Here is an 18,179-nt window from a genome sequence, read left to right on the forward strand (position 1 = left end):
GCAGCGTCGTGAGCATCGAATTTGCCCCCTTCCTTCCCTGGCCGATCCTGGCGGCACTCGCCATAGCGGCCGCCCTCCTTTCGACGCTCAGCCTCAGGCGCGGCATACGCGGTGCCGGCCTCCGCACGGTGGCGCTCGCGGCACTGCTGATGGCACTCGCAAATCCGCTGCTGATGCAGGAAGACCGCGAGCAGCTCTCGACGGTCGTGCCGATTGTCGTCGACAGGTCGCAGAGCCAGGCCATGGCTGGGCGACAGGAGCAGACCGATTCGGCGCTTGCCGGGTTGCAGGACCGCTTCGCCCGCTTCCCGCGGATCGAGACGCGCATAGTCGAAGTCTCGGACGACCCGGATACGGAGACGCCATCCACGCGTCTGTTTTCCGCCCTCGCCTCGGCCACGTCCGACGTGCCTCCGGGACGTATCGGCGGCGCCGTATTCCTGACGGACGGGCAGATCCACGACCTGCCCGGCGTCAACCAGGAACTCACGATCGACGCCCCGATGCACGGCCTGATCACCGGTCAGCCGGAGGAATTCGACCGGCGCGTGCAGGTTGTTCGCGCACCCCGTTTCGGCATTGTCGGCGAAGAACAGCAAATGACCCTGCGTGTCTTCGACGACGGCCGCAGCACCGGCGAGGTGGCGGATGTCACCGTCCGCATGAATGGCGAGGAGATTGCGACACTTCAGGCGGCTCCCGGCGCCGACACGCCGTTTTCCTTCACCGTCCCGCGCGGCGGCGGCAATGTCATGGAGTTCTCCGTCGCCGAAGTCCCCGGCGAAGTGACCGCCGTCAACAACCGCGCCGTCCATGTCATCGACGGCATCCGGCAGAACCTGCGCGTGCTCCTGGTCTCGGGTGAGCCCCATGCCGGCGAACGCGCCTGGCGCAACCTCTTGAAATCCGACGCATCGGTCGATCTCGTCCACTTCACCATCCTGCGCCCGCCGGAGAAGCAGGATGGTACGCCGATCAATGAGTTGTCGCTGATTGCTTTCCCGACGCGTGAACTCTTTGTCGAGAAGATCGAGGACTTCGATCTCATCATCTTCGACCGCTACACGCACCGCAACGTGCTGCCGATCCTCTACTATGACTACATCGCCCAATATGTGCAGAACGGTGGGGCCCTGCTGATTGCGGCCGGCCCCGAGCATGCCGGCGACAACTCCATTGCGGCGACGCCGCTTTCGCAGATCCTGCCGGCAGAGCCGACCGGCGACGTCCACAATGCCGGCTTCTATCCGCGCCTGTCGGAGGATGGCCAGAAGCATCCCGTGACACGCGGGCTTGACGGCGCAGGACAGGAGCCACCCGCCTGGGGCCGCTGGTTTCGCTCCATCGACGTGGCGGCGCCCCAGGGCGAGACTGTCATGCTCGCAGACCAGGGACGGCCGCTTCTCGTCCTCAACCGCGAGGCCGAGGGCCGCGTCGCCATGCTGCTTTCCGACCATGGCTGGCTCTGGGCTCGCGGATTCGAAGGCGGCGGCCCGCATGTCTCGCTCTACCGGCGAATCGCGCACTGGCTGATGAAGGAGCCAGACCTCGAAGAGGAGGCGCTTACAGCCCGCGCCGTCGGCCGTACGCTCGAGGCGACGCGCCAGACCATCGGGGATGATCCGGGTCCGGCCACCATCACCTATCCGTCTGGCCGCAGCGAAACCGTTCCGCTTGTCGAAGCCGGTCCCGGGCTCTACCGCTTCGAGCGGCGCATGGAGGAAACGGGTCTCTTCGAAGTCACCAACGGCGAGTTTTCAACCCTCGTCCATGTCGGGACGGTCGATGCGCCGGAGTTCAAGGCGATGATCTCGACAGAGGAGACACTTGCTCCCTATGCCGAGAAAACCAAAGGCCTGGTGACGCGAGTCTCCGACGGGCAAAACCTCTCGCTGCCGGATATCCTGCCGGTGCGCGGCGAGGTGCGGGTGCAGGATCGCAACCGCATGGTGATCCGCCTGACCGACGAGACCGTGCTGCGGGGCATCAACACGATCCCGCTGTTTGCAGGGTTTGGCGGGCTGTCCATCCTGCTCTTCGCCGTGGCGGCGATGTGGTGGCGCGAAGGTCGTTAGGGATAAGCTGCTTTTGGGGTTTCGCCACGCCATCGCGGCTGCTATTGCGCACGCCGCTGAAACCGACCGGCTGCCCCATGTTACCCGAACTGACGATTACCGACCACTTCACGCCCGAGGAAGAACAGGCGATCCTCGACCGCCTGCAGGCTTACAATATCGAGAACTTCGGGCCGATGGACCGCAAGGATCTCGCCATTATCCTGCGGGACGGCGCTGGCGAACCGGAGGGCGGGCTTCTCGGCCGCACCGGGCGCGGCTGGCTTTACGTGCAGATGCTGTTCGTTCCCGAACACCTTCGCGGACAGGGCATTGCGAAACGACTGCTCGCCATGGCGGAAGAGGAGGCACGCAGCCGTGGCTGCGTCGGTGCCTATCTCGACACGATGAACGCCTTGGCGCTGCCCTTCTACCTGAAGCAGGGGTATGAACCCATCGGCAGGCTGGAAGGCCTCACCGGAGGCCATTCCGTCACCTGGCTGAAGAAGCGCCTCTGACCCTGACCTAGGCCAGCGAGGCCTCGCGGGTTTCCGCGTCGATCAGGAAGGCCGCCAGCCCAGCGAGGACCAGCAGGCCTGCAAAGACCGCAATCGCCAGCCCGAAGCTCTGCGCCACCACGAAGGCCATCGCCGAAGGTGCGATCAGCCCTCCGAAACGGGCCATGGCGCCTGCCGCGCCCATGCCCGTTGCCCGCGACGCCGTCGGGTAGAGTTCCGGCGTGAAGGCGTAGAGAGCGCCCCACGTCCCAAGCAGGGCGAAGCTCATGATCAGCAGCGAGGCTCCGATCAGGATGCTTCCGCTCGCCACGACGAAGAGGAAACATCCCGCTGCCGAGAGCAGGCAGAAGCCGACCAGCGTCGGCCGTCGACCCCACTTCTCGACGCCATAGGCCGCAAGGGCGTAGCCCGGAAGCTGGGCGAGCGCGATCAGCACCAGGAAGCCGTAGCCGCGGACAAATCCGAAGCCCTCCCCGGCAAGCTTCGGCGGCATCCACACGAAGACACCGTAATAGGAAATCGAGACCAGGAACCACACCGCCAGGATCAGGATGCTGCGGCGGCGAAGCGGGCCGGAGAAGATCTTCACCTCCGGCACCGGCGCCGGCTGTGCAAGTTGCTGGCTGGCGGGCAGCATGTGCTTGCCATTGGTCACGAGGATCTGGTCGATGATCGACTTCGCCTCGTCGCTCCTTCCGGTCCGCATCAGGTAGAGCGGCGATTCAGGCACCAGGAACCGCAGGCCAAAGCCGATGAGTGCGGGAAGCGCGGTCACGGCGAAGATGTAGCGCCAGGCGTCCTCGACCTCCAGGAGGCTCAACACCCAGGCGGCAAGGGCGACGATCAGGGTGCCGATCGCCCAGAAGCCTTCGAGCATGACGAGCCAGCGCCCCCTGTTCCGCGCCGGCAGGAACTCCGCCATCATCGCGTAGTCGACGGGAAGCGTCCCGCCCACGGCCGCCCCCGTCAGGAAGCGGAGCAGAAGCAGGATGGTAAAGTCCGGCGCGAAGATGGAAAGCGTGCCGAAGATCGCATCGGCGAGCACGGTCACGATCAGCACGTTGCGGCGGCCGATCCGGTCGGCCAGTCGGCCGAAGCCGATCGCGCCGACCAGCATGCCGAGAAAGAAGAGCGTCCCCGTCTGGAGCGCCTGCGGCACCGTCAGGCCGAAGGTTGCAGCGATCGAGGCTGCGGTGAAACCGACCGCCAGCACCTGCATGGCATCGGCCGTCCACACGAGCCCGAAGATGCCGATCAGTCGTTTCTGGTATGTCCCTGCCCCGGCGCGATCCAGCGCCTCGTCTATGGTAAGCGTCGTCATTCCACCGTCCCCTGTGCTGACGAAGGCCCCGGAACTCCCGCGGCTCAAGCCCCCATAGAGGATGTGTCCCAGTCGTGCCAGCAAATTGTGCCCTTGAGCCGGTCATGGACATCGGCAGCCATGGGAACGACGAGCACCCGCGCCGGGTCGACCGGACCTGGGAAAGCCAGCGCGCCATAGGCGACCTTCTCGAAGCCCAGCGGCATGTAATAGGGCGGGTCGCCCACCAGGATGACCGCTTCCGAACCCCGCCGCCGGGCCGCCTCGACGGCGATCCGGACCAGTTCCCGCCCAATCCCCCGGTTCTTGTGCGACGGGCGGACGGCAAGCGGCCCGAGCAGATGCCCCTTCACCGATCCTGCCATCACCGGTGTCATCCGGACCGAGGCGATGGTCTCTCCGTCGTCGGCGCAGACGAAGGACAGCGACCGGTCATGGGCGCCCTGCTCGCGGATGCGGGCGGCGGCACGCGTATGCCGTCCGGGCCCGAAGGCCTCCGCATTGATCAGTTCGATGACGTCGTCATGCGAAGCGTCCTCGGTGAGGTAGACAAGATCGTGCTTGGGCGAGAGTTGCGGAGCCATGGTGAACCGAAGCCTTGGAGAATACGGATGGGACAGGTGATCGTGGCGGCGCTCGTGGAGCGTCACGTCGGAGGATCAGCGTCGTCGCAGTGCCCGTACTTCGGTCATCGAGGGTTCCTGAATGATGGCAAGCCCAATAGCAGCAAATATTTTCGCCGCCAAGGTCAAAACGCACCGTTCATCGGACCTGCCCTCGCAATTTCGGTCCCGTGACGCAATTATGCCTGCAGCAAGAGGAGATCATGATGGGCAGGTTGGTCGACGGTGAATGGCAGGACGTCTGGTATGACACGAAGGCGACGAAGGGACGCTTCAAGCGTTCAGAGTCCCGGTTCCGCAACTGGATCACCGCGGACGGCTCTGCCGGGCCGAGCGGCACCGACGGGTTCAAGGCCGAGTCCGGACGCTATCACCTTTACGTCTCCTATGCCTGTCCGTGGGCGCACCGGACGCTGATCTTCCGCACGCTGAAGCAGCTCGAAGATCTGATATCGGTCTCGGTCGTCGACTACGTCATGCTGGAGAACGGCTGGGAATTTAAGCGTGGCAGCGGCTCGACCGGCGATGCGCTGTTCGCGTCCGATTTCCTCTACGAAGTCTACCTCAAGGCGGACCCGGATTATTCGGGCCGGGTCACCGTCCCGGTTCTCTGGGACAGGCAACAGCAGACGATTGTCTCGAACGAGAGCGCCGAAATCATCCGCATGTTCAACACCGCCTTCGACGATCTGACCGGCTCGACCGACGATTATTACCCGCCGGACCTGCGCCAGGAAATCGACGAGATCAACGCGCTCGTCTACGATACCGTCAACAACGGCGTCTACAAGGCGGGCTTTGCGACGACGCAGGAAGCCTATGAGGAGAACGTGGTCCCGCTGTTCGAGACACTCGACATGCTGGAGAAGCGCCTCGCCAGCAGCCGCTATCTCTTCGGCGACAGGATCACGGAGGCCGACTGGCGTCTCTTCACGACGCTCGTCCGCTTCGACGCGGTCTATGTCGGTCACTTCAAGTGCAATATCCGCCGGATCGCCGACTACGCCAACCTTAACGGCTATCTTCGCGATCTCTATCAGGTGCCGGGCGTGGCCGAGACCGTCCACTTCGATCATATCAAGGGCCACTACTACCGCAGCCACAAGACCATCAATCCGACGGGCGTAGTTCCGCTCGGTCCAGCCTTGGATCTGGATGTGCCCCACGAGCGGGGCGGCATCGGCGCCTGACCTACCACATATCCGATGGCGGCTCCTGCCCCGTCACTTCGCGGATTCGTCTGAGGGTGGCGGAGGTGACATCCTCGGGCAGGCTTGCGAGGTCAAAGAAGCCGCTTTCGGCAATTTCCCGGTCGGGCTTCCTGGGTTCCGTCTGCTCCACCTCGACCCGATAGAAGAGCACGTGGTCGCGCTTGCTGGCCCCGCGGTTGTAGTAGACGTGGAAGAGTTCCGGCGGCCCCGTCATCACCAGGTTGCCTTCCTCGCGCAGTTCCTTTTCCAGCGCGTCGAGTGCCGTTTCGTGCCGCTCAACCCCGCCGCCCGGAAGATACCATCCCGGCACATAGGTATGTCGCACCATGAAGATGCGCCCCTCCCGGTCGAAGCAGGCGGCGCGGACGCCGAGCGTCATGCCTCGCCTGAGGAAGAAGAAGTGGTGGAACAGCCAGACCACCAGGCGGCTTCGCAGCCCGCTCACCTCTGGAATGCCCGGCCCTGACATCTCACGTCCTCGTGTCTGGAGAAAAGGGATAACGAATTGCCCGCTCATGCGTTATGTCTGCGACATGTTCAAGTTTGCCCATATCTCCGACATCCATCTGGGGCCGCTGCCAAAACTCACGCTCCGTGAGTTGTTCTCGAAGCGGATCACCGGCTTTGTGAACTGGCACCGGAACCGGCGCAAGCACCTCTTCGTCAATACGCTCGACCTGCTGCTGAGCGATCTGCGCACCCGCGAACCCGATCACCTCGTCATTACCGGCGATCTTGTCAACCTCGCGACCGGCATCGAAACCAGGCTGGCTGCCGAATGGCTCGAGACGATCGGCGATCCGGCCGATACCACCGTCGTGCCGGGGAACCATGACGCCTACGTGCGTGGCGCCCACGACCGGTCGGTGAAGGCCTGGTACCCCTTCATCATCGGCGACGAGGGAACGCGCGACTGGGATGACGAGACGAAGGTCTTTCCGACCATCCGTCGTCGCGGTCCCGTTGCCATCGTCGGCTGCTCGACATCCGTCGCCACGCCGCCCTTCTCGGCGTCCGGATATTTCAGCCCCCGCCAGGCGCGCGAGACCGTCAACCTGCTGAAGAAGGCCGGCGATGAAGGCCTGTTTCGGGTCGTGCTCATCCATCACCCGCCGATCCATGGCGCTGCCTCCTCGCACAAGCGGATGATCGGCATCCGCCGTTTTGCTGCCGCCATCTCCACCGGCGGCGCCGAACTCGTCCTGCATGGCCATACCCATCTGAACACGGTCTACTGGCTGAAGAGCCAGAATGGCCAGGTGCCGGTGGTCGGCATTGCCTCCGCCTCGCAGGGACCGGGCGGTCACAAGCCCCGTGCGGCATACAACCTCTTCACCCTGAGCGGCGAGCCTGGAGCCTGGAACCTCGTTTGCGACCGTTACGGACTGACGGAACCGGGCGACGCGGTGGCCCTTGACCACAGTCACCGCTTCTATGGCGAAGCGGTGCGGCCGATGGCCGTGCCCGAAGCGGCAAGGATGATTTGAGGCACGAAGTTGTCGAATCGCCACATTCGATTCATAAATTCGGGCTAACCCGCCTCGAACATGAACCAAGGCTTCCCTCCTAGCATGGCGCAACCCGCTGCATCCATTGATCCGAGACGCGACCTGGTCTCCCTGCTTCCGCGCCTCCGGCGGTTCGCGCTGACCTTGGCCTCGGACGTTTCCGAGGCCGAGGATCTGGTACTCGGCGCCTGTTCGGCCGTGCTGGCAGATGGGCTGCCGGGCGATGCGCCGAGGCTGGACCTCCACCTCTTCGCCGCCATTCGAACGCTCGCCAACGCCCATGCCGGCACGTCACCCAAACGCGGAGCGTCGGCGCCCTCGAAGTGTCAGTCGCTTGTCCTGGCTGCTCCGAAAAACCTTGCCGCAAGCTTCCTGCTCGTCGAAGTGGAGGGCCTGTCATATGCCGAGGCTGCCGATGTCCTCGACATTTCGAGCGATGCAGTCGCGTCGCAGCTCTGCGAGGCTCGCCTCTATTTCTCCACCCTCCCCTCGGACGTGACGGAGAGACGAGCGTGAAGCACTCCAGAGACACCCACGCATTCAGGCTGGCCGCCAGTCGACAGCTCGATGGTGAACGCGCGGACACGGATCTCGACCTCGCCGAACAGAAGGCCCACCTTCACCAAGCGCAGGAGGCTCTGAAGCTCGGAAACCTCCGTGGCCGTGAAATCTTCGAGGACCTTCTCAAGGAGCCGGTGCCCCTCGACCTTGTTCGCCGGATCAGGACGAGCCCGCAGGGCCGGAAAGCGGTCCGGCTCCCCTCGCCGCGTCGGCAGGCGAAGCTGACGCTTCCGCGCGTGGCGGCCGCCTGTCTCCTGACCTTCGTGCTCGGCGGCGGCCTCGGTTACATGCTCGCGTTGAAGCCTGCTTCAGCCGTCTCGCCCCTGATCGCCGATGCCGGAGACGCATGGCTGGACGACGTCGTCGCCCACTATCGGACGTTCTCGCGGATGGACGGCCGACTTGCGGAACTGCCTGCGTCCGAGCCGGCGGCTATCATCGAATGGCTGCTGGGCAATACCGGCGTGAACTTCCGCATCCCAGACCTGTCGGACAACGGGCTGGCCTTCGAAGGCGCCCGCATGCTGGTGGCAGGCGGAATGCCCGTCGGCCAGTTGGTCTATACATCGGACGACGGAGAGGTCATCAGTCTGCTCTTCCGCAAGAATCGACCCGATGAAGACGGATTCTCCGAACTGATCCGCGACAACATCGCGCTGGTCTCGTGGAGAAGTGCGACCGCGACCTATGTCGTGGTCGGCCCCTCCTCCGCGGCGTCCCTCGACGAGATTGCCGCCAAGGCTGCCGGGCTGATCTGACCGTGCGTCAGCCGGCCCGAGCGATCGTCTCGCAGATAGCGCTCAAAACGTCCCGCGGGCGCTCTTCGACCAGCATGTGACCTGTTTCGGAAAGCTTCCGGACCTGAACATTCGCGGGCAGGCCATCGGCCTGCGCGACCGGGAGGATGGGGTCGGCATCGCCCCAAAGAACGGTTATCGGCAGGGCAAGCGCTCCCAGCGCGTCAACCGGCAAGACACCCTGCGTCCGTCCCGCGGCATCGACCAGGATGACATCCAGGATGGCAGCGAGCGCAGCACGTGCTTCGGCAGGCGCCCGGGCTTCCAGCAAGGCGGCAACGCCGCCACGATCCACCGAATGATCCGGTCCGCACATCGCCTGCAGAACAGCGGCCATGGTCTCATGGTCATCTGCCGAAGCATAGCGGCGCAACAGAGCTCCATTGATAGCCGGTGCAAACCCGCCCGGCGCCAAAAGCGTCAGGCTTGCCACGCTCTCTGGCTGCCGCAGGGTGAGCAGTGCGGCCACCGCCCCACCCATGGAATGTCCTACCAGATGAAATCGCGGAATGTCCCGCTCCTGCAGGGCCTGACCTACGGCCTTCGCCATGGAGCCTGCACCACCGGCCCGCACACTCAGCGAGCCGCCATGTCCGGGCAGGTCGAAGGCGAGGACCTGGCGTTCTGTCGCCAATTTCGGTGCCAGCGCGTGCCAGATGGCGGCGCTGCCGCCGAAGCCGTGGAGCAGGACCAGCGGAAGCGCCTCGGCATCTGTCCTGCCCCAGGTCTCGCAATGCAGTACACCGCTCAGCGCTTTGCCGCCCGCTCTTCCAGCACGCGATTGGCCGCAGACACGATCGCCTCGAGCGACGCGGCCACGATGTTCTTGTTGATGCCTGCCCCGAACAGCTTCCCGCCCGGATGCTCGACCTCGACATATGCGATCGCCGACGCGTTCGAGCCGTGCTGCAGCGAGTGCTCGGAGTAGTCGTTCACGGTGAGCTCGATCCCCAGGTAGGAGGAAAGCGCGTTGATGAAACCGTCGATCGGCCCCGTACCCGTCCCCTCGATCCGCTTCGTCTCGCCGCCATCGGTGATCTCCGCCGCCACGATCCGCACACCCTTGTGATCGGTGCCGGCAGGATAGGTGTGATGATCCACAAATTTCAGCCGCGCGCCGGGCTGCTCCACGTAGCGCTCGATGAACCGGTCATAGATGCGCTTGGCAGGAAGCTCCACGCCCTCTTCGTCGGTAATGCGCTGGATATCCTCGCGGAACTCCACCTGCAGGTTGCGCGGCAGGTTCAGCCCGTAGTCCTGCTGCAGGATATAGGCGATGCCGCCCTTGCCCGACTGCGAGTTGATGCGGATGATCGCCTCGTAGGAGCGGCCGACATCCTGCGGGTCGATCGGCAGGTACGGCACTTCCCAGACCGGCGAGTTTGCCTTGCGGATTGCCTTCATGCCCTTGTTGATGGCGTCCTGGTGCGAGCCGGAGAAGGCCGTGTAGACCAGCTCGCCCACATAGGGGTGGCGCTCCGGAATCGTCATCTCGTTGGAATACTCGTAGACGGCCTTGATCCGCTCAATGTCGGTGCAGTCCAGTTCCGGATCGACGCCCTGCGTGTACATGTTGAGCGCCAGTGTCACGATGTCGACATTGCCGGTCCGCTCGCCATTGCCGAACAGGGTGCCCTCCACGCGGTCCGCGCCAGCCATCAGCCCCAGTTCGGTGGCCGCGATGCCGGTGCCCCGGTCATTGTGCGGATGCAGCGATACGATGATGTTCTCGCGGTTGTCGATGTTGCGGCACATCCACTCGATCTGGTCGGCATAGATGTTCGGCGTCGCCATCTCGACCGTGGACGGCAGGTTGAGGATCAGCTTGTTGTCGGCCGTCGGCTTCACCTCGGCGATGACCGCGTTGCAGATTTCCAGCGCCACTTCCAGTTCGGTGCCGGTGAAGCTTTCCGGCGAATATTCGAAGCGATAGCCGCCGCCGGCCTTGGCCGCCATGTCGGTGATCATCTTCGCCGCATCCACCGCGATCTGCTTGATCCCGGCCACGTCCTTGCCGAACACGACGCGCCGCTGCAGCTCCGAGGTCGAGTTGTAGAAATGAATGATCGGCCTGTGCGCACCTTCAAGTGCCTCGAAGGTGCGGGTGATCAGCTCCGGCCGGCACTGGACCAGGACCTGCAGCGATACGTCCTGCGGCACCCCGCCCTCTTCCACGCACCAGCGCGCAAAGTCGAAATCCGTCTGCGAGGCCGAAGGAAAGCCGATCTCGATTTCCTTGAAGCCCATGTCGAGCAGCAGCTTGAACATGCGCGCCTTGCGGTCGTGGCCCATCGGGTTGACCAGCGACTGGTTGCCGTCGCGCAGGTCGACAGAGCACCAGATCGGCGCCTTGTCGATTATCTTCGACGGCCAGGTACGGTCAGGAATATTGATCTGCGGATAAGGCCGGTACTTCACTGCCGCGTCCGGCATGCCCTTGGCTGAAATAGGGGTTTTTGCATCCATTGTCGTCGTCTCTTCTCGCTCACGCACCGCCGGCCATGTGCCACTACAGGTGCGGACCCTCGCGGGTCTTCATTTGGTCCGTCTTGAATGATTGAAAGAGGAGCTCTTGCGCCGGCATTGGCTTTTCGGCCGCCGGGCGCTCCTCAACGGACCCGGCAACCGCGCGTAAGGTCGAGGCTAAGAAGCGAGAGAGGCGCGAGAACCGTCGCCCCGGCTGCGGTGCAGCGGGCGGCAAAACGGTCGGACATGATCGCGCCTGTCATGGTCATGGGCGAATCTATACGCCGAGAGAGCAGCCCTGACAAGGCGGAGGACGTCATTCCGGTACGCCCTCACCCGGCACGCCGTTCCATCACCCGCTGCAACCCCATCATCAGCCCGCCCGCGACCAGTCCCCAGAAGGCGCCGGAAATTCCAGCAAACGAGACGCCGGATGCTGTGATCAGGAAGGTAACCGCCGCCGCCTCGCGCGTCTCCGGTTCCCTGAAGGCGCCCACGGCCGACCCCGAGAACGCGCCGATCAATGCCAATCCCGCCACTGCCTGGATGAGGATCGGCGGCGCGAGCGAAACGAAGGCTGTCACTGCCCCGGCCAGCAGGCCGAGGACAACATAGCCGATGCCGCCAATGATCGCCGCCCAGTAACGCCTGGCAGGGTCGGGATGCGCATCCTCGCCTGCGCACATGGCAGCCGTGATGGCGGCGAGATTGACTGCATGTCCCCCGAACGGTGCCGACAGCAGTGAGAAGACCCCGGTCGTCGCGAACAGCGGACCCGGGTTTGGCTCGTAGTGGTTGACCTTCAGCACAGCGATACCCGGAATGTTCTGCGACGCCATGGTGACGATGAAGAGCGGCAGCGCGATCGAAATCAGCGCCGGCAGTGTGAAGAGAGGCGCTACGAATTCCACCGGCGGCGCCAGCGACCACTCAGCCATCGCACCTTCGGGCAGATCGACACCGAGCACCATGACGCCGACGAAGGCTGCAAGCGCCGCAGGCACGGCATAGAGTCGCTTCACCATGAGCACCACGGCCCAGGCGACGAGGATCGGCAGGCCGAGCAGCGGATCGAAGGCGATCGCCTTGAAGGGCGCGAAACAGAGGCCGAGGATGACGCCGGAGAGCATGGCATTGGCGAGCGGCGCCGGGATGGCAGCAACGGCCCGGCCCAGCGGCCGAAATAGGCCGGCGATAACGATGAGCACGCCACAGACGAGAAAGGCTCCGACTGCGGCCGGGAAACCGCCGTCTACCGCACCGGCTGTCGCGAGCAGTGCCGCACCCGGCGTCGACCAGGCGATCGAGACCGGCAGCCGCGTCCAGGCGCTGAGCACGATAGCGCAGACACCCATGGACACCGACAGCGCCATCAGCCCCGAGGCCGCTTGATAATCGCTCGCCCCGACGCCCTTCAGCCCCTGAAGAACGACGGCGAACGAACTGGCGAAACCGACAAAGGCTGTCAGGCAGCCCATGAAGAAGCTCTGTGGAGAAAGATCTTTGAGCACGGAAGACTCGGCAATGGCAGCTTTGAAAGTCGCTACCGAGACCAGAGAAACGCGCTATTGGCAAGTCGCCGCAGGCATCGAGCGGTTCGCCCTGCCCGTTCCGCGGGAGGGTCTTTGCCAAACAAGAACCCCGCCGGCAGGGGCCGACGGGGTTCAATCTCTATCTTTCGGTAGTGGTTCAGCCGATCTCGGACTGGTTCACGACGACGCGGGAAGCGAGCCCGTAGGCCACGCCCTCTTCCGCCGAAAGCCAGTAGTCGCGGTCGATGTCCTTGGCGATCTTCTCTTCGCTCTGGCCGGTGGCCTTGGCGAAGATCTTGATCAGCCGCTCGTTCATCTTGATGATCTCGCGCGCCTGGATCTCGATGTCGGAGGCCATGCCGCGCGTGCCGCCGGACGGTTGGTGCAGGAGGAAGCGCGTGTTCGGAAGCGCAATGCGACGCTCCTTCGGAGCAGCCACGTAAATCAGCGCGCCGGCGGAGGCGACCCAGCCCGTGCCGATCATCCAGACCTTCGGCTTAATGAACTTGATCATGTCGTGGATCGAGTCACCCGATTCCACGTGGCCTCCGGGGGAATTGACGTAGATGCGGATGTCTTCGTCGCTGGCAGCAGCAAGCGCCACGAGCTGCGTGTTGACCTTCTGCGCCAGTTCCTGGGTGATCGGACCATAAATGAAGATCGAACGCGACTTGAAGAGGTTCGCTTCCGTTTCCTTGCCGAGCGGCAATTCCTTGACCTTGTCGTCGTCGTTTTCGTCGTTCATCAGCATCTCCAGTATGGGATTTGTCTTCACGGACATAATGCCTTCGTGCCGGTAAAACAATGCGCGAAACCGACTAAGGTGAATGACGTAGGTGCAGCGCCTCACCGGGTCTGTACCGGCATGGACACGCGCCCTCGGCCTGTCTTATCGTGTCCGCCGATATTGCTGCCTCGCGCCCGACAGCGTCCGAGGCGTCTTCCAGAGGGGTCAGAGAAATGTTGAAACGCCTTTTCATCGCCGCAACTATGTCCGTTACTTTCGCCGCACCGGCTTTTGCGCATCTCGACCCCACAGAACACGGCTCTTTCATGGCTGGCGTTTCGCACCCGCTCTTCGGCGCCGACCATATTCTTGCGATGGTGGCTGTCGGGCTCTGGGCCAGCCAGATTGCTGTGAACTCCGGGAATCGCCGCCCGCTCTGGATCGTCCCGGCAGCCTTCGTCGGCACCATGGCACTCGGCTTCTTGGCTGCGGTGGCCGGCATCGGTCTTCCCTTCGTCGAGCCTGCCATCCTCGCTTCGGTGGTGGCGCTCGGCCTCCTCGTCGCGATGGCGGCTCGCCTGCCGGTCGCAGCCTCGGCCGCCGTCGTCGCCGTCTTCGCCCTCTTTCATGGCCATACGCATGGCGGCGAACTCGGCACGGCCGGCGCCCTGCAATTCGGCATTGGGTTCATGGCTGCCACGGCCTTGCTGCATGCCGCCGGTATCGGACTTGGCCTCGGTATCGGCCGCCTCGCCCCCTGGGCAACGCGCCTCGCCGGCGGTCTGACCGCCCTTGCCGGTCTTACCCTCGCCTTCGGCTGAACCTCACATCAAAAAGGGCACCCGACGAGGTGCCCTTCCTATCTTCAGTTCAACCGCCGCAGATCAGCCGCGACCGCGATAGGTCGCCACGCCCTGCTCCGGCAGCCACACGCCCTTCGGCGCCTCGCCCGTCTGCCAGAAGACGTCGATCGGAATGCCGCCGCGCGGATACCAGTAGGCGCCGATCCGCAGCCACTTCGGCTCCAGAAGCTCCACCAGCCGCTTGGCAATGTAGATCGAGCAGTCCTCATGGAAGGCGCCGTGATTGCGGAACGAGTGCAGGAAGAGCTTCAGCGACTTCGATTCCACGAGATGCGCATCGGGAATGTAGTCGATGACGATATGGGCGAAGTCCGGCTGACCTGTCATCGGGCAGAGCGAGGTGAATTCCGGTGTCGTGAAGCGCACGACGTAATCCATCCCCTGATTGCCGTTCGGCACCTTTTCCAGCACCGCCTCCTCCGGGCTTGCAGGCGCATCCACCTGCCGGCCGAGCTGGGAGAGGCTCGAAGTGTCAGTCATGCTCAATTGGGCGTTCCTTCTACCTTGACCTTGATGCCATGCGCACGCTCCCCTTCGGGTTCCACATGGATGGCGAGACTGGCGCCCGGTATGACCTCCTTGATGGCGTCTTCAAGGCGATCGCAGATCTCGTGCGCCTCCGCCACCGGCATGTCGGCTGGAACGACAAGATGGAAATCGATGAAGGCGGCCGCACCCGCCCGCCTGGTTCTCAGATCGTGCACGCCGAGCGAACCCGCGGAATTGGCCTTGATCGCCGCGCGGATGGCAGCTTCTTCCTCGGGCGTCACGGCCCGGTCCATCAGACCACCGAGCGAGTGGCTGATGACCTTGTAGCCCTGGTAGAGGATGTTGACCGCAACGGCCAAGGCAAGCAGCGGGTCGAGGATCGCGTAACCGGTCGAAACGGCGAGCACCAGTCCGATGAAGACGCCCGCCGAGGTGACGACGTCCGACATGATGTGGTGGCCGTCCGCAGCAAGAGCGGGCGACATATGCCGCCGTCCCACCCGGATCAGAACACGCGCCCACACAAGGTTGATCACGCCGGCGGCAGCATTGATTCCGAGCCCCAGAACCGGCGCTTCGAGAAGCTTCGGCGCGAAGAGCTCGCCCCATGCCTCTTGGACGATCAGCAGTGCCGCGACGATGATCAACGCGCCCTCCAGCACCGCTGACATGTACTCGGCCTTGTGGTGACCGAACTGATGGTCGTCGTCGGCCGGGCGCGCCGCGTAGCGGATCAGGAAGTAGGCGATGAAGGCGGCGACCACGTTGACGATGGATTCCAGCCCGTCGGAAAGCAGCGCCACCGACCCCGTCACCCACCAGGCGACGAGCTTCAGCCCCATCACACCGAAGGCCAGCGGAATGCCCCAGAATGCCAGCCTCTCGACGATCGGATCGGTTCTCGCTGTCACGCCCAAAACCCCTCTGCGCATGCAAACCACTTGCAGGAGCCCCGCCCCTGAACGGCGAAACCGCCCGGGCGGGACCCGGGCGGTTTCGAATGATGGGCGTATGGCGTACGACAGCTTGTTTGTCAAAGCGTAAGACGCGCTGGTTGGCGTCCTACGCTAATTTTGCGCCGGTGCCGCCGGGTTCTGCTGCTGGTCTCCGACTGCCGGCGGCGGCGTGGTGTTGTCGCCGGATTCCGGCATGATCGTCAGCGCCATCACCACGATCACGAGGACGGCGACTAGTCCGATCAATACATTTCTGCTCATCTGTCTTTCCCGGTTTGAGGTCGATCGACCTCTTAACCCGGAAGTGACGGCGAAAGTTGCGCTCCCCGCTTTAGGCCGCCTGCACCTTCCGCTTTCTCGACAGATGCGCCACGACATTTTCAATCATGCGCATGCCGGCATCCTGGCCGAGCGTCATGATCGATTCCGGATGGAATTGTACCGCGGCGATCGGCTCCTTCACGTGCTCGATCCCCATGATCGTGCCGTCCTCGCTTTCCGCCGTGATGGTGAAATCGGTCGGCAAGGTCTTCGGGTCCGCGAAAATCGAATGGTAGCGACCAACCGTCACCTCGTTGGAGAGTCCCGAGAAGACGATTCCAGGCTCCAGCACGCGGATGCGCGACGGCTTGCCATGCATTGGCACGGCGAGTTGCCGCAGTTCCCCGCCATAGGCTTCCGCCAGCGCCTGCAGGCCCAGGCACACGCCGAAGATCGGCAGGTTTTTCGCCCGTGCGGTCCTGATCGTCGTCTTGCAGTCGAAATCCTTCGGATTGCCCGGCCCCGGCGACAGGACGACGAGATCCGGGTCGACTCGGTCGAAAATCTCCTCCGGCACAGGGGTGCGGACGGTCGAGACCTCCGCGCCGGTCTGGCGGAAATAATTGGCGAGCGTGTGGACGAACGAGTCCTCGTGGTCGACGAGCAGGATCTTCACTCCCTGCCCGACCCGCGCGACGTCGCGCGCCACCTTGCCCGAATTGCCTGCACGTGCGTCACGGATTGCGGAAATCATCGCCGATGCCTTCAGTTCGGTTTCTGCCTCTTCCTCATGCGGGTCGCTGTCGTTGAGAAGCGTCGCGCCGGCGCGCACCTCGGCGATCCCATCCTTGATGCGGATGGTCCGGAGCGTCAGGCCCGTATTCATGTCGCCGTTGAAGCCGACCATGCCGATCGCCCCGCCATACCAGGCGCGTGGGCTCTTCTCGTGGTTCTCGATGAAGCGCATTGCCCAAAGCTTTGGCGCGCCGGTCACGGTCACGGCCCAGGCGTGGCTGAGGAAACCGTCGAAGGCGTCCATGTCCTCGCGGAGCCGCCCCTCGATATGGTCGACGGTGTGGATCAGCCGCGAATACATCTCGATCTGCCGCCGCCCGATGACCTTCACCGAGCCCGGCTCGCAGACGCGCGACTTGTCGTTGCGGTCGACGTCGGAGCACATCGTCAGCTCCGACTCATCCTTCTTGGAATTGAGCAGCTTGAGGATCTGCTCGCTATCGGCGATCGCATCCTCGCCACGTCGGATCGTCCCAGAGATCGGGCAGGTCTCGATCCGCCGGCCCGATACCCTCACGAACATTTCCGGCGAGGCGCCCACCAGATATTCCTGGTGCCCGAGGTTGATGAAGAAGGAATAGGGCGACGGATTGATCGCCTTCAGCCGGTTGGAGATCTCCGAAGGCTTCGAGTCGCAGCGCTCCATGAACTTCTGTCCGGGCACCACTTCGAACAGGTCGCCGCGGCGGAAGCTCTCCTTCGCCTTCAGCACCAGCTCCGCATATTCGCCGGGCTTGTGGTCACCCTTCGGCGGCGTCACGGTGGTGCGCTGGAACGGCTCCGGCGCAATCTCGCCTGACTTGCCGGCAGTGGTCACGCCGTCCTTGGCAAAGTCATAACGGTCGATCCAGGCCTTGGCCGCATGGTGGTCGACCACGAGGATCTCGTCCGGCAGGAACAGCACCATGTCGCGCTGGTCTTCGGGGCGCTGCATCGAAAGCTTGATCGCGTCGAACTGGAAGGCGAGATCGTAGCCGAAGGCGCCGAACAGACCGATCGCCGAATCCGCGTCGGAGTAGAACAGGTCGATCACCGCGCGCAGCACGGTGAACACCGTCGGCATCTTGGAACGTTCTTCTTCCGTGAAGGCGCGGGACGGCTCGTTGACCGTCAGGTCCAGCCGGCGGGCGGTCCGCGCACCGAGTGTCAGGTCTGCCACCGTTGAGAGCCTCTCCGCCACGAACGAGAGCAGCACCTCGCCGCGTTCGTTATAGGCCTCGATCCAGACCTTGCGGCCGTGCGAGGAAATGCCAAGCGGCGGATCGACGATTGCCGTATCCCAGCGGGTATAACGGCCCGGATATTCGTAGTTGGAGGAGAAGACGGCGCCCCGCCGCTCGTCGAGCTTGTCCACATAGCCGGAGACCGCATCCGCATAGGGCGTCGGCCGGCGCATCCGGCTGACGGCGATACCGCCCTTGGTCTCGTAGGTCTCCGAACCGTCGTCCCGAATGATCGTCACCATTTCCTGCTCTCCGTTTCCCTCACCCGAAACCG

At 64.0% G+C, this 18,179-nt stretch carries 18 protein-coding genes; 7 read left to right on the plus strand and 11 right to left on the minus strand.

What is annotated here, in order from left to right; all coding sequences use genetic code 11:
* The first annotated feature begins 8 nt into the window (after window positions 1–8).
* Together FN060_RS11035 and FN060_RS11040 are read left to right on the plus strand one after the other, a co-directional pair.
* Complete coding sequence (locus FN060_RS11035) at window positions 9–2,075, plus strand: hypothetical protein (protein WP_142588069.1); 2,067 nt, start codon at window positions 9–11, stop codon at window positions 2,073–2,075.
* 77 nt (window positions 2,076–2,152) lie between these two features.
* The gene (locus tag FN060_RS11040; RefSeq protein ID WP_142588070.1) at window positions 2,153–2,572 is read left to right on the plus strand and encodes a GNAT family N-acetyltransferase; all 420 of its coding nucleotides are present in this window, start codon (window positions 2,153–2,155) and stop codon (window positions 2,570–2,572) included.
* Between the two features lie 7 nt (window positions 2,573–2,579).
* Here FN060_RS11040 and FN060_RS11045 read toward each other — a convergent pair whose 3' ends face one another.
* Window positions 2,580–3,893: an MFS transporter gene (locus FN060_RS11045; protein WP_142588071.1), complete on the minus strand. Its 1,314-nt coding sequence runs from the start codon at window positions 3,891–3,893 to the stop codon at window positions 2,580–2,582.
* Between the two features lie 44 nt (window positions 3,894–3,937).
* Entirely contained in the window at window positions 3,938–4,477 is a 540-nt protein-coding gene (locus FN060_RS11050) for a GNAT family N-acetyltransferase (RefSeq protein WP_142588072.1), read from the minus strand.
* 245 nt (window positions 4,478–4,722) lie between these two features.
* Between FN060_RS11050 and FN060_RS11055 the strand changes: the two genes are divergently transcribed.
* Window positions 4,723–5,706: a glutathione S-transferase family protein gene (locus FN060_RS11055; protein WP_142588073.1), complete on the plus strand. Its 984-nt coding sequence runs from the start codon at window positions 4,723–4,725 to the stop codon at window positions 5,704–5,706.
* A gap of 1 nt (window position 5,707) precedes the next feature.
* Here the strand turns inward: FN060_RS11055 and FN060_RS11060 are convergent, their stop codons facing one another.
* The gene (locus FN060_RS11060) at window positions 5,708–6,196 is read right to left on the minus strand and encodes an NUDIX domain-containing protein (RefSeq protein WP_142588074.1); all 489 of its coding nucleotides are present in this window, start codon (window positions 6,194–6,196) and stop codon (window positions 5,708–5,710) included.
* Between the two features lie 64 nt (window positions 6,197–6,260).
* On the opposite strand from FN060_RS11060, the gene FN060_RS11065 reads away from it, so the two are divergent.
* The 3 genes from FN060_RS11065 (at window position 6,261) to FN060_RS11075 (ending at window position 8,554) form a co-directional block, all read left to right on the plus strand.
* A complete protein-coding gene (locus tag FN060_RS11065; RefSeq protein ID WP_142588472.1) occupies window positions 6,261–7,214 on the plus strand; it encodes a metallophosphoesterase family protein in 954 nt (317 codons plus the stop codon).
* An 84-nt stretch (window positions 7,215–7,298) separates the two neighbouring features.
* Window positions 7,299–7,751 (plus strand): sigma factor-like helix-turn-helix DNA-binding protein, encoded by a 453-nt coding sequence (locus FN060_RS11070; RefSeq protein WP_172973576.1) that lies wholly within the window; start codon window positions 7,299–7,301, stop codon window positions 7,749–7,751.
* Window positions 7,748–8,554, plus strand: coding sequence for an anti-sigma factor (locus tag FN060_RS11075; protein ID WP_142588076.1), 807 nt, complete (start codon window positions 7,748–7,750; stop codon window positions 8,552–8,554). The genes FN060_RS11070 and FN060_RS11075 overlap by 4 nt, the downstream gene beginning before the upstream one ends.
* Before the next feature lie 7 nt (window positions 8,555–8,561).
* Here FN060_RS11075 and FN060_RS11080 read toward each other — a convergent pair whose 3' ends face one another.
* The 4 genes from FN060_RS11080 to FN060_RS11095 all read right to left on the minus strand — a co-directional run bounded on the left by FN060_RS11080 (window position 8,562) and on the right by FN060_RS11095 (window position 13,336).
* A complete protein-coding gene (locus tag FN060_RS11080) occupies window positions 8,562–9,344 on the minus strand; it encodes an alpha/beta fold hydrolase (protein WP_210310642.1) in 783 nt (260 codons plus the stop codon).
* Window positions 9,341–11,059: a 2-isopropylmalate synthase gene (leuA, locus tag FN060_RS11085; protein ID WP_142588078.1), complete on the minus strand. Its 1,719-nt coding sequence runs from the start codon at window positions 11,057–11,059 to the stop codon at window positions 9,341–9,343. Before leuA ends, FN060_RS11080 begins: the two co-directional genes overlap by 4 nt.
* 332 nt (window positions 11,060–11,391) lie before the next feature.
* A complete protein-coding gene (locus tag FN060_RS11090) occupies window positions 11,392–12,570 on the minus strand; it encodes a benzoate/H(+) symporter BenE family transporter (protein ID WP_142588080.1) in 1,179 nt (392 codons plus the stop codon).
* A 178-nt stretch (window positions 12,571–12,748) separates the two neighbouring features.
* The gene (locus FN060_RS11095; RefSeq protein ID WP_052642076.1) at window positions 12,749–13,336 is read right to left on the minus strand and encodes an ATP-dependent Clp protease proteolytic subunit; all 588 of its coding nucleotides are present in this window, start codon (window positions 13,334–13,336) and stop codon (window positions 12,749–12,751) included.
* A gap of 215 nt (window positions 13,337–13,551) precedes the next feature.
* Here FN060_RS11095 and FN060_RS11100 point away from each other — a divergent pair, with 215 nt between their 5' ends.
* Window positions 13,552–14,139: a HupE/UreJ family protein gene (locus FN060_RS11100; protein ID WP_142588081.1), complete on the plus strand. Its 588-nt coding sequence runs from the start codon at window positions 13,552–13,554 to the stop codon at window positions 14,137–14,139.
* Window positions 14,140–14,202: 63 nt separating this feature from the next.
* Here the strand turns inward: FN060_RS11100 and queF are convergent, their stop codons facing one another.
* From queF to FN060_RS11120, 4 genes are all read right to left on the minus strand, one after another.
* Window positions 14,203–14,667 carry a preQ(1) synthase gene (queF, locus tag FN060_RS11105; protein ID WP_142588082.1) on the minus strand — a complete coding sequence of 155 codons (465 nt, stop codon included), beginning with the start codon at window positions 14,665–14,667 and terminating at the stop codon, window positions 14,203–14,205.
* Window positions 14,664–15,581 (minus strand): cation diffusion facilitator family transporter, encoded by a 918-nt coding sequence (locus FN060_RS11110; protein ID WP_483314344.1) that lies wholly within the window; start codon window positions 15,579–15,581, stop codon window positions 14,664–14,666. The genes queF and FN060_RS11110 overlap by 4 nt, the downstream gene beginning before the upstream one ends.
* A gap of 156 nt (window positions 15,582–15,737) precedes the next feature.
* Complete coding sequence (locus FN060_RS11115; RefSeq protein WP_183949623.1) at window positions 15,738–15,887, minus strand: hypothetical protein; 150 nt, start codon at window positions 15,885–15,887, stop codon at window positions 15,738–15,740.
* A 70-nt stretch (window positions 15,888–15,957) separates the two neighbouring features.
* The gene (locus FN060_RS11120; RefSeq protein WP_142588084.1) at window positions 15,958–18,147 is read right to left on the minus strand and encodes an anthranilate synthase; all 2,190 of its coding nucleotides are present in this window, start codon (window positions 18,145–18,147) and stop codon (window positions 15,958–15,960) included.
* Window positions 18,148–18,179 lie beyond the last annotated feature (32 nt).

This window comes from Pseudorhizobium halotolerans, from assembly GCF_902153235.2.
Lineage (GTDB): Bacteria > Pseudomonadota > Alphaproteobacteria > Rhizobiales > Rhizobiaceae > Neorhizobium > Neorhizobium flavum.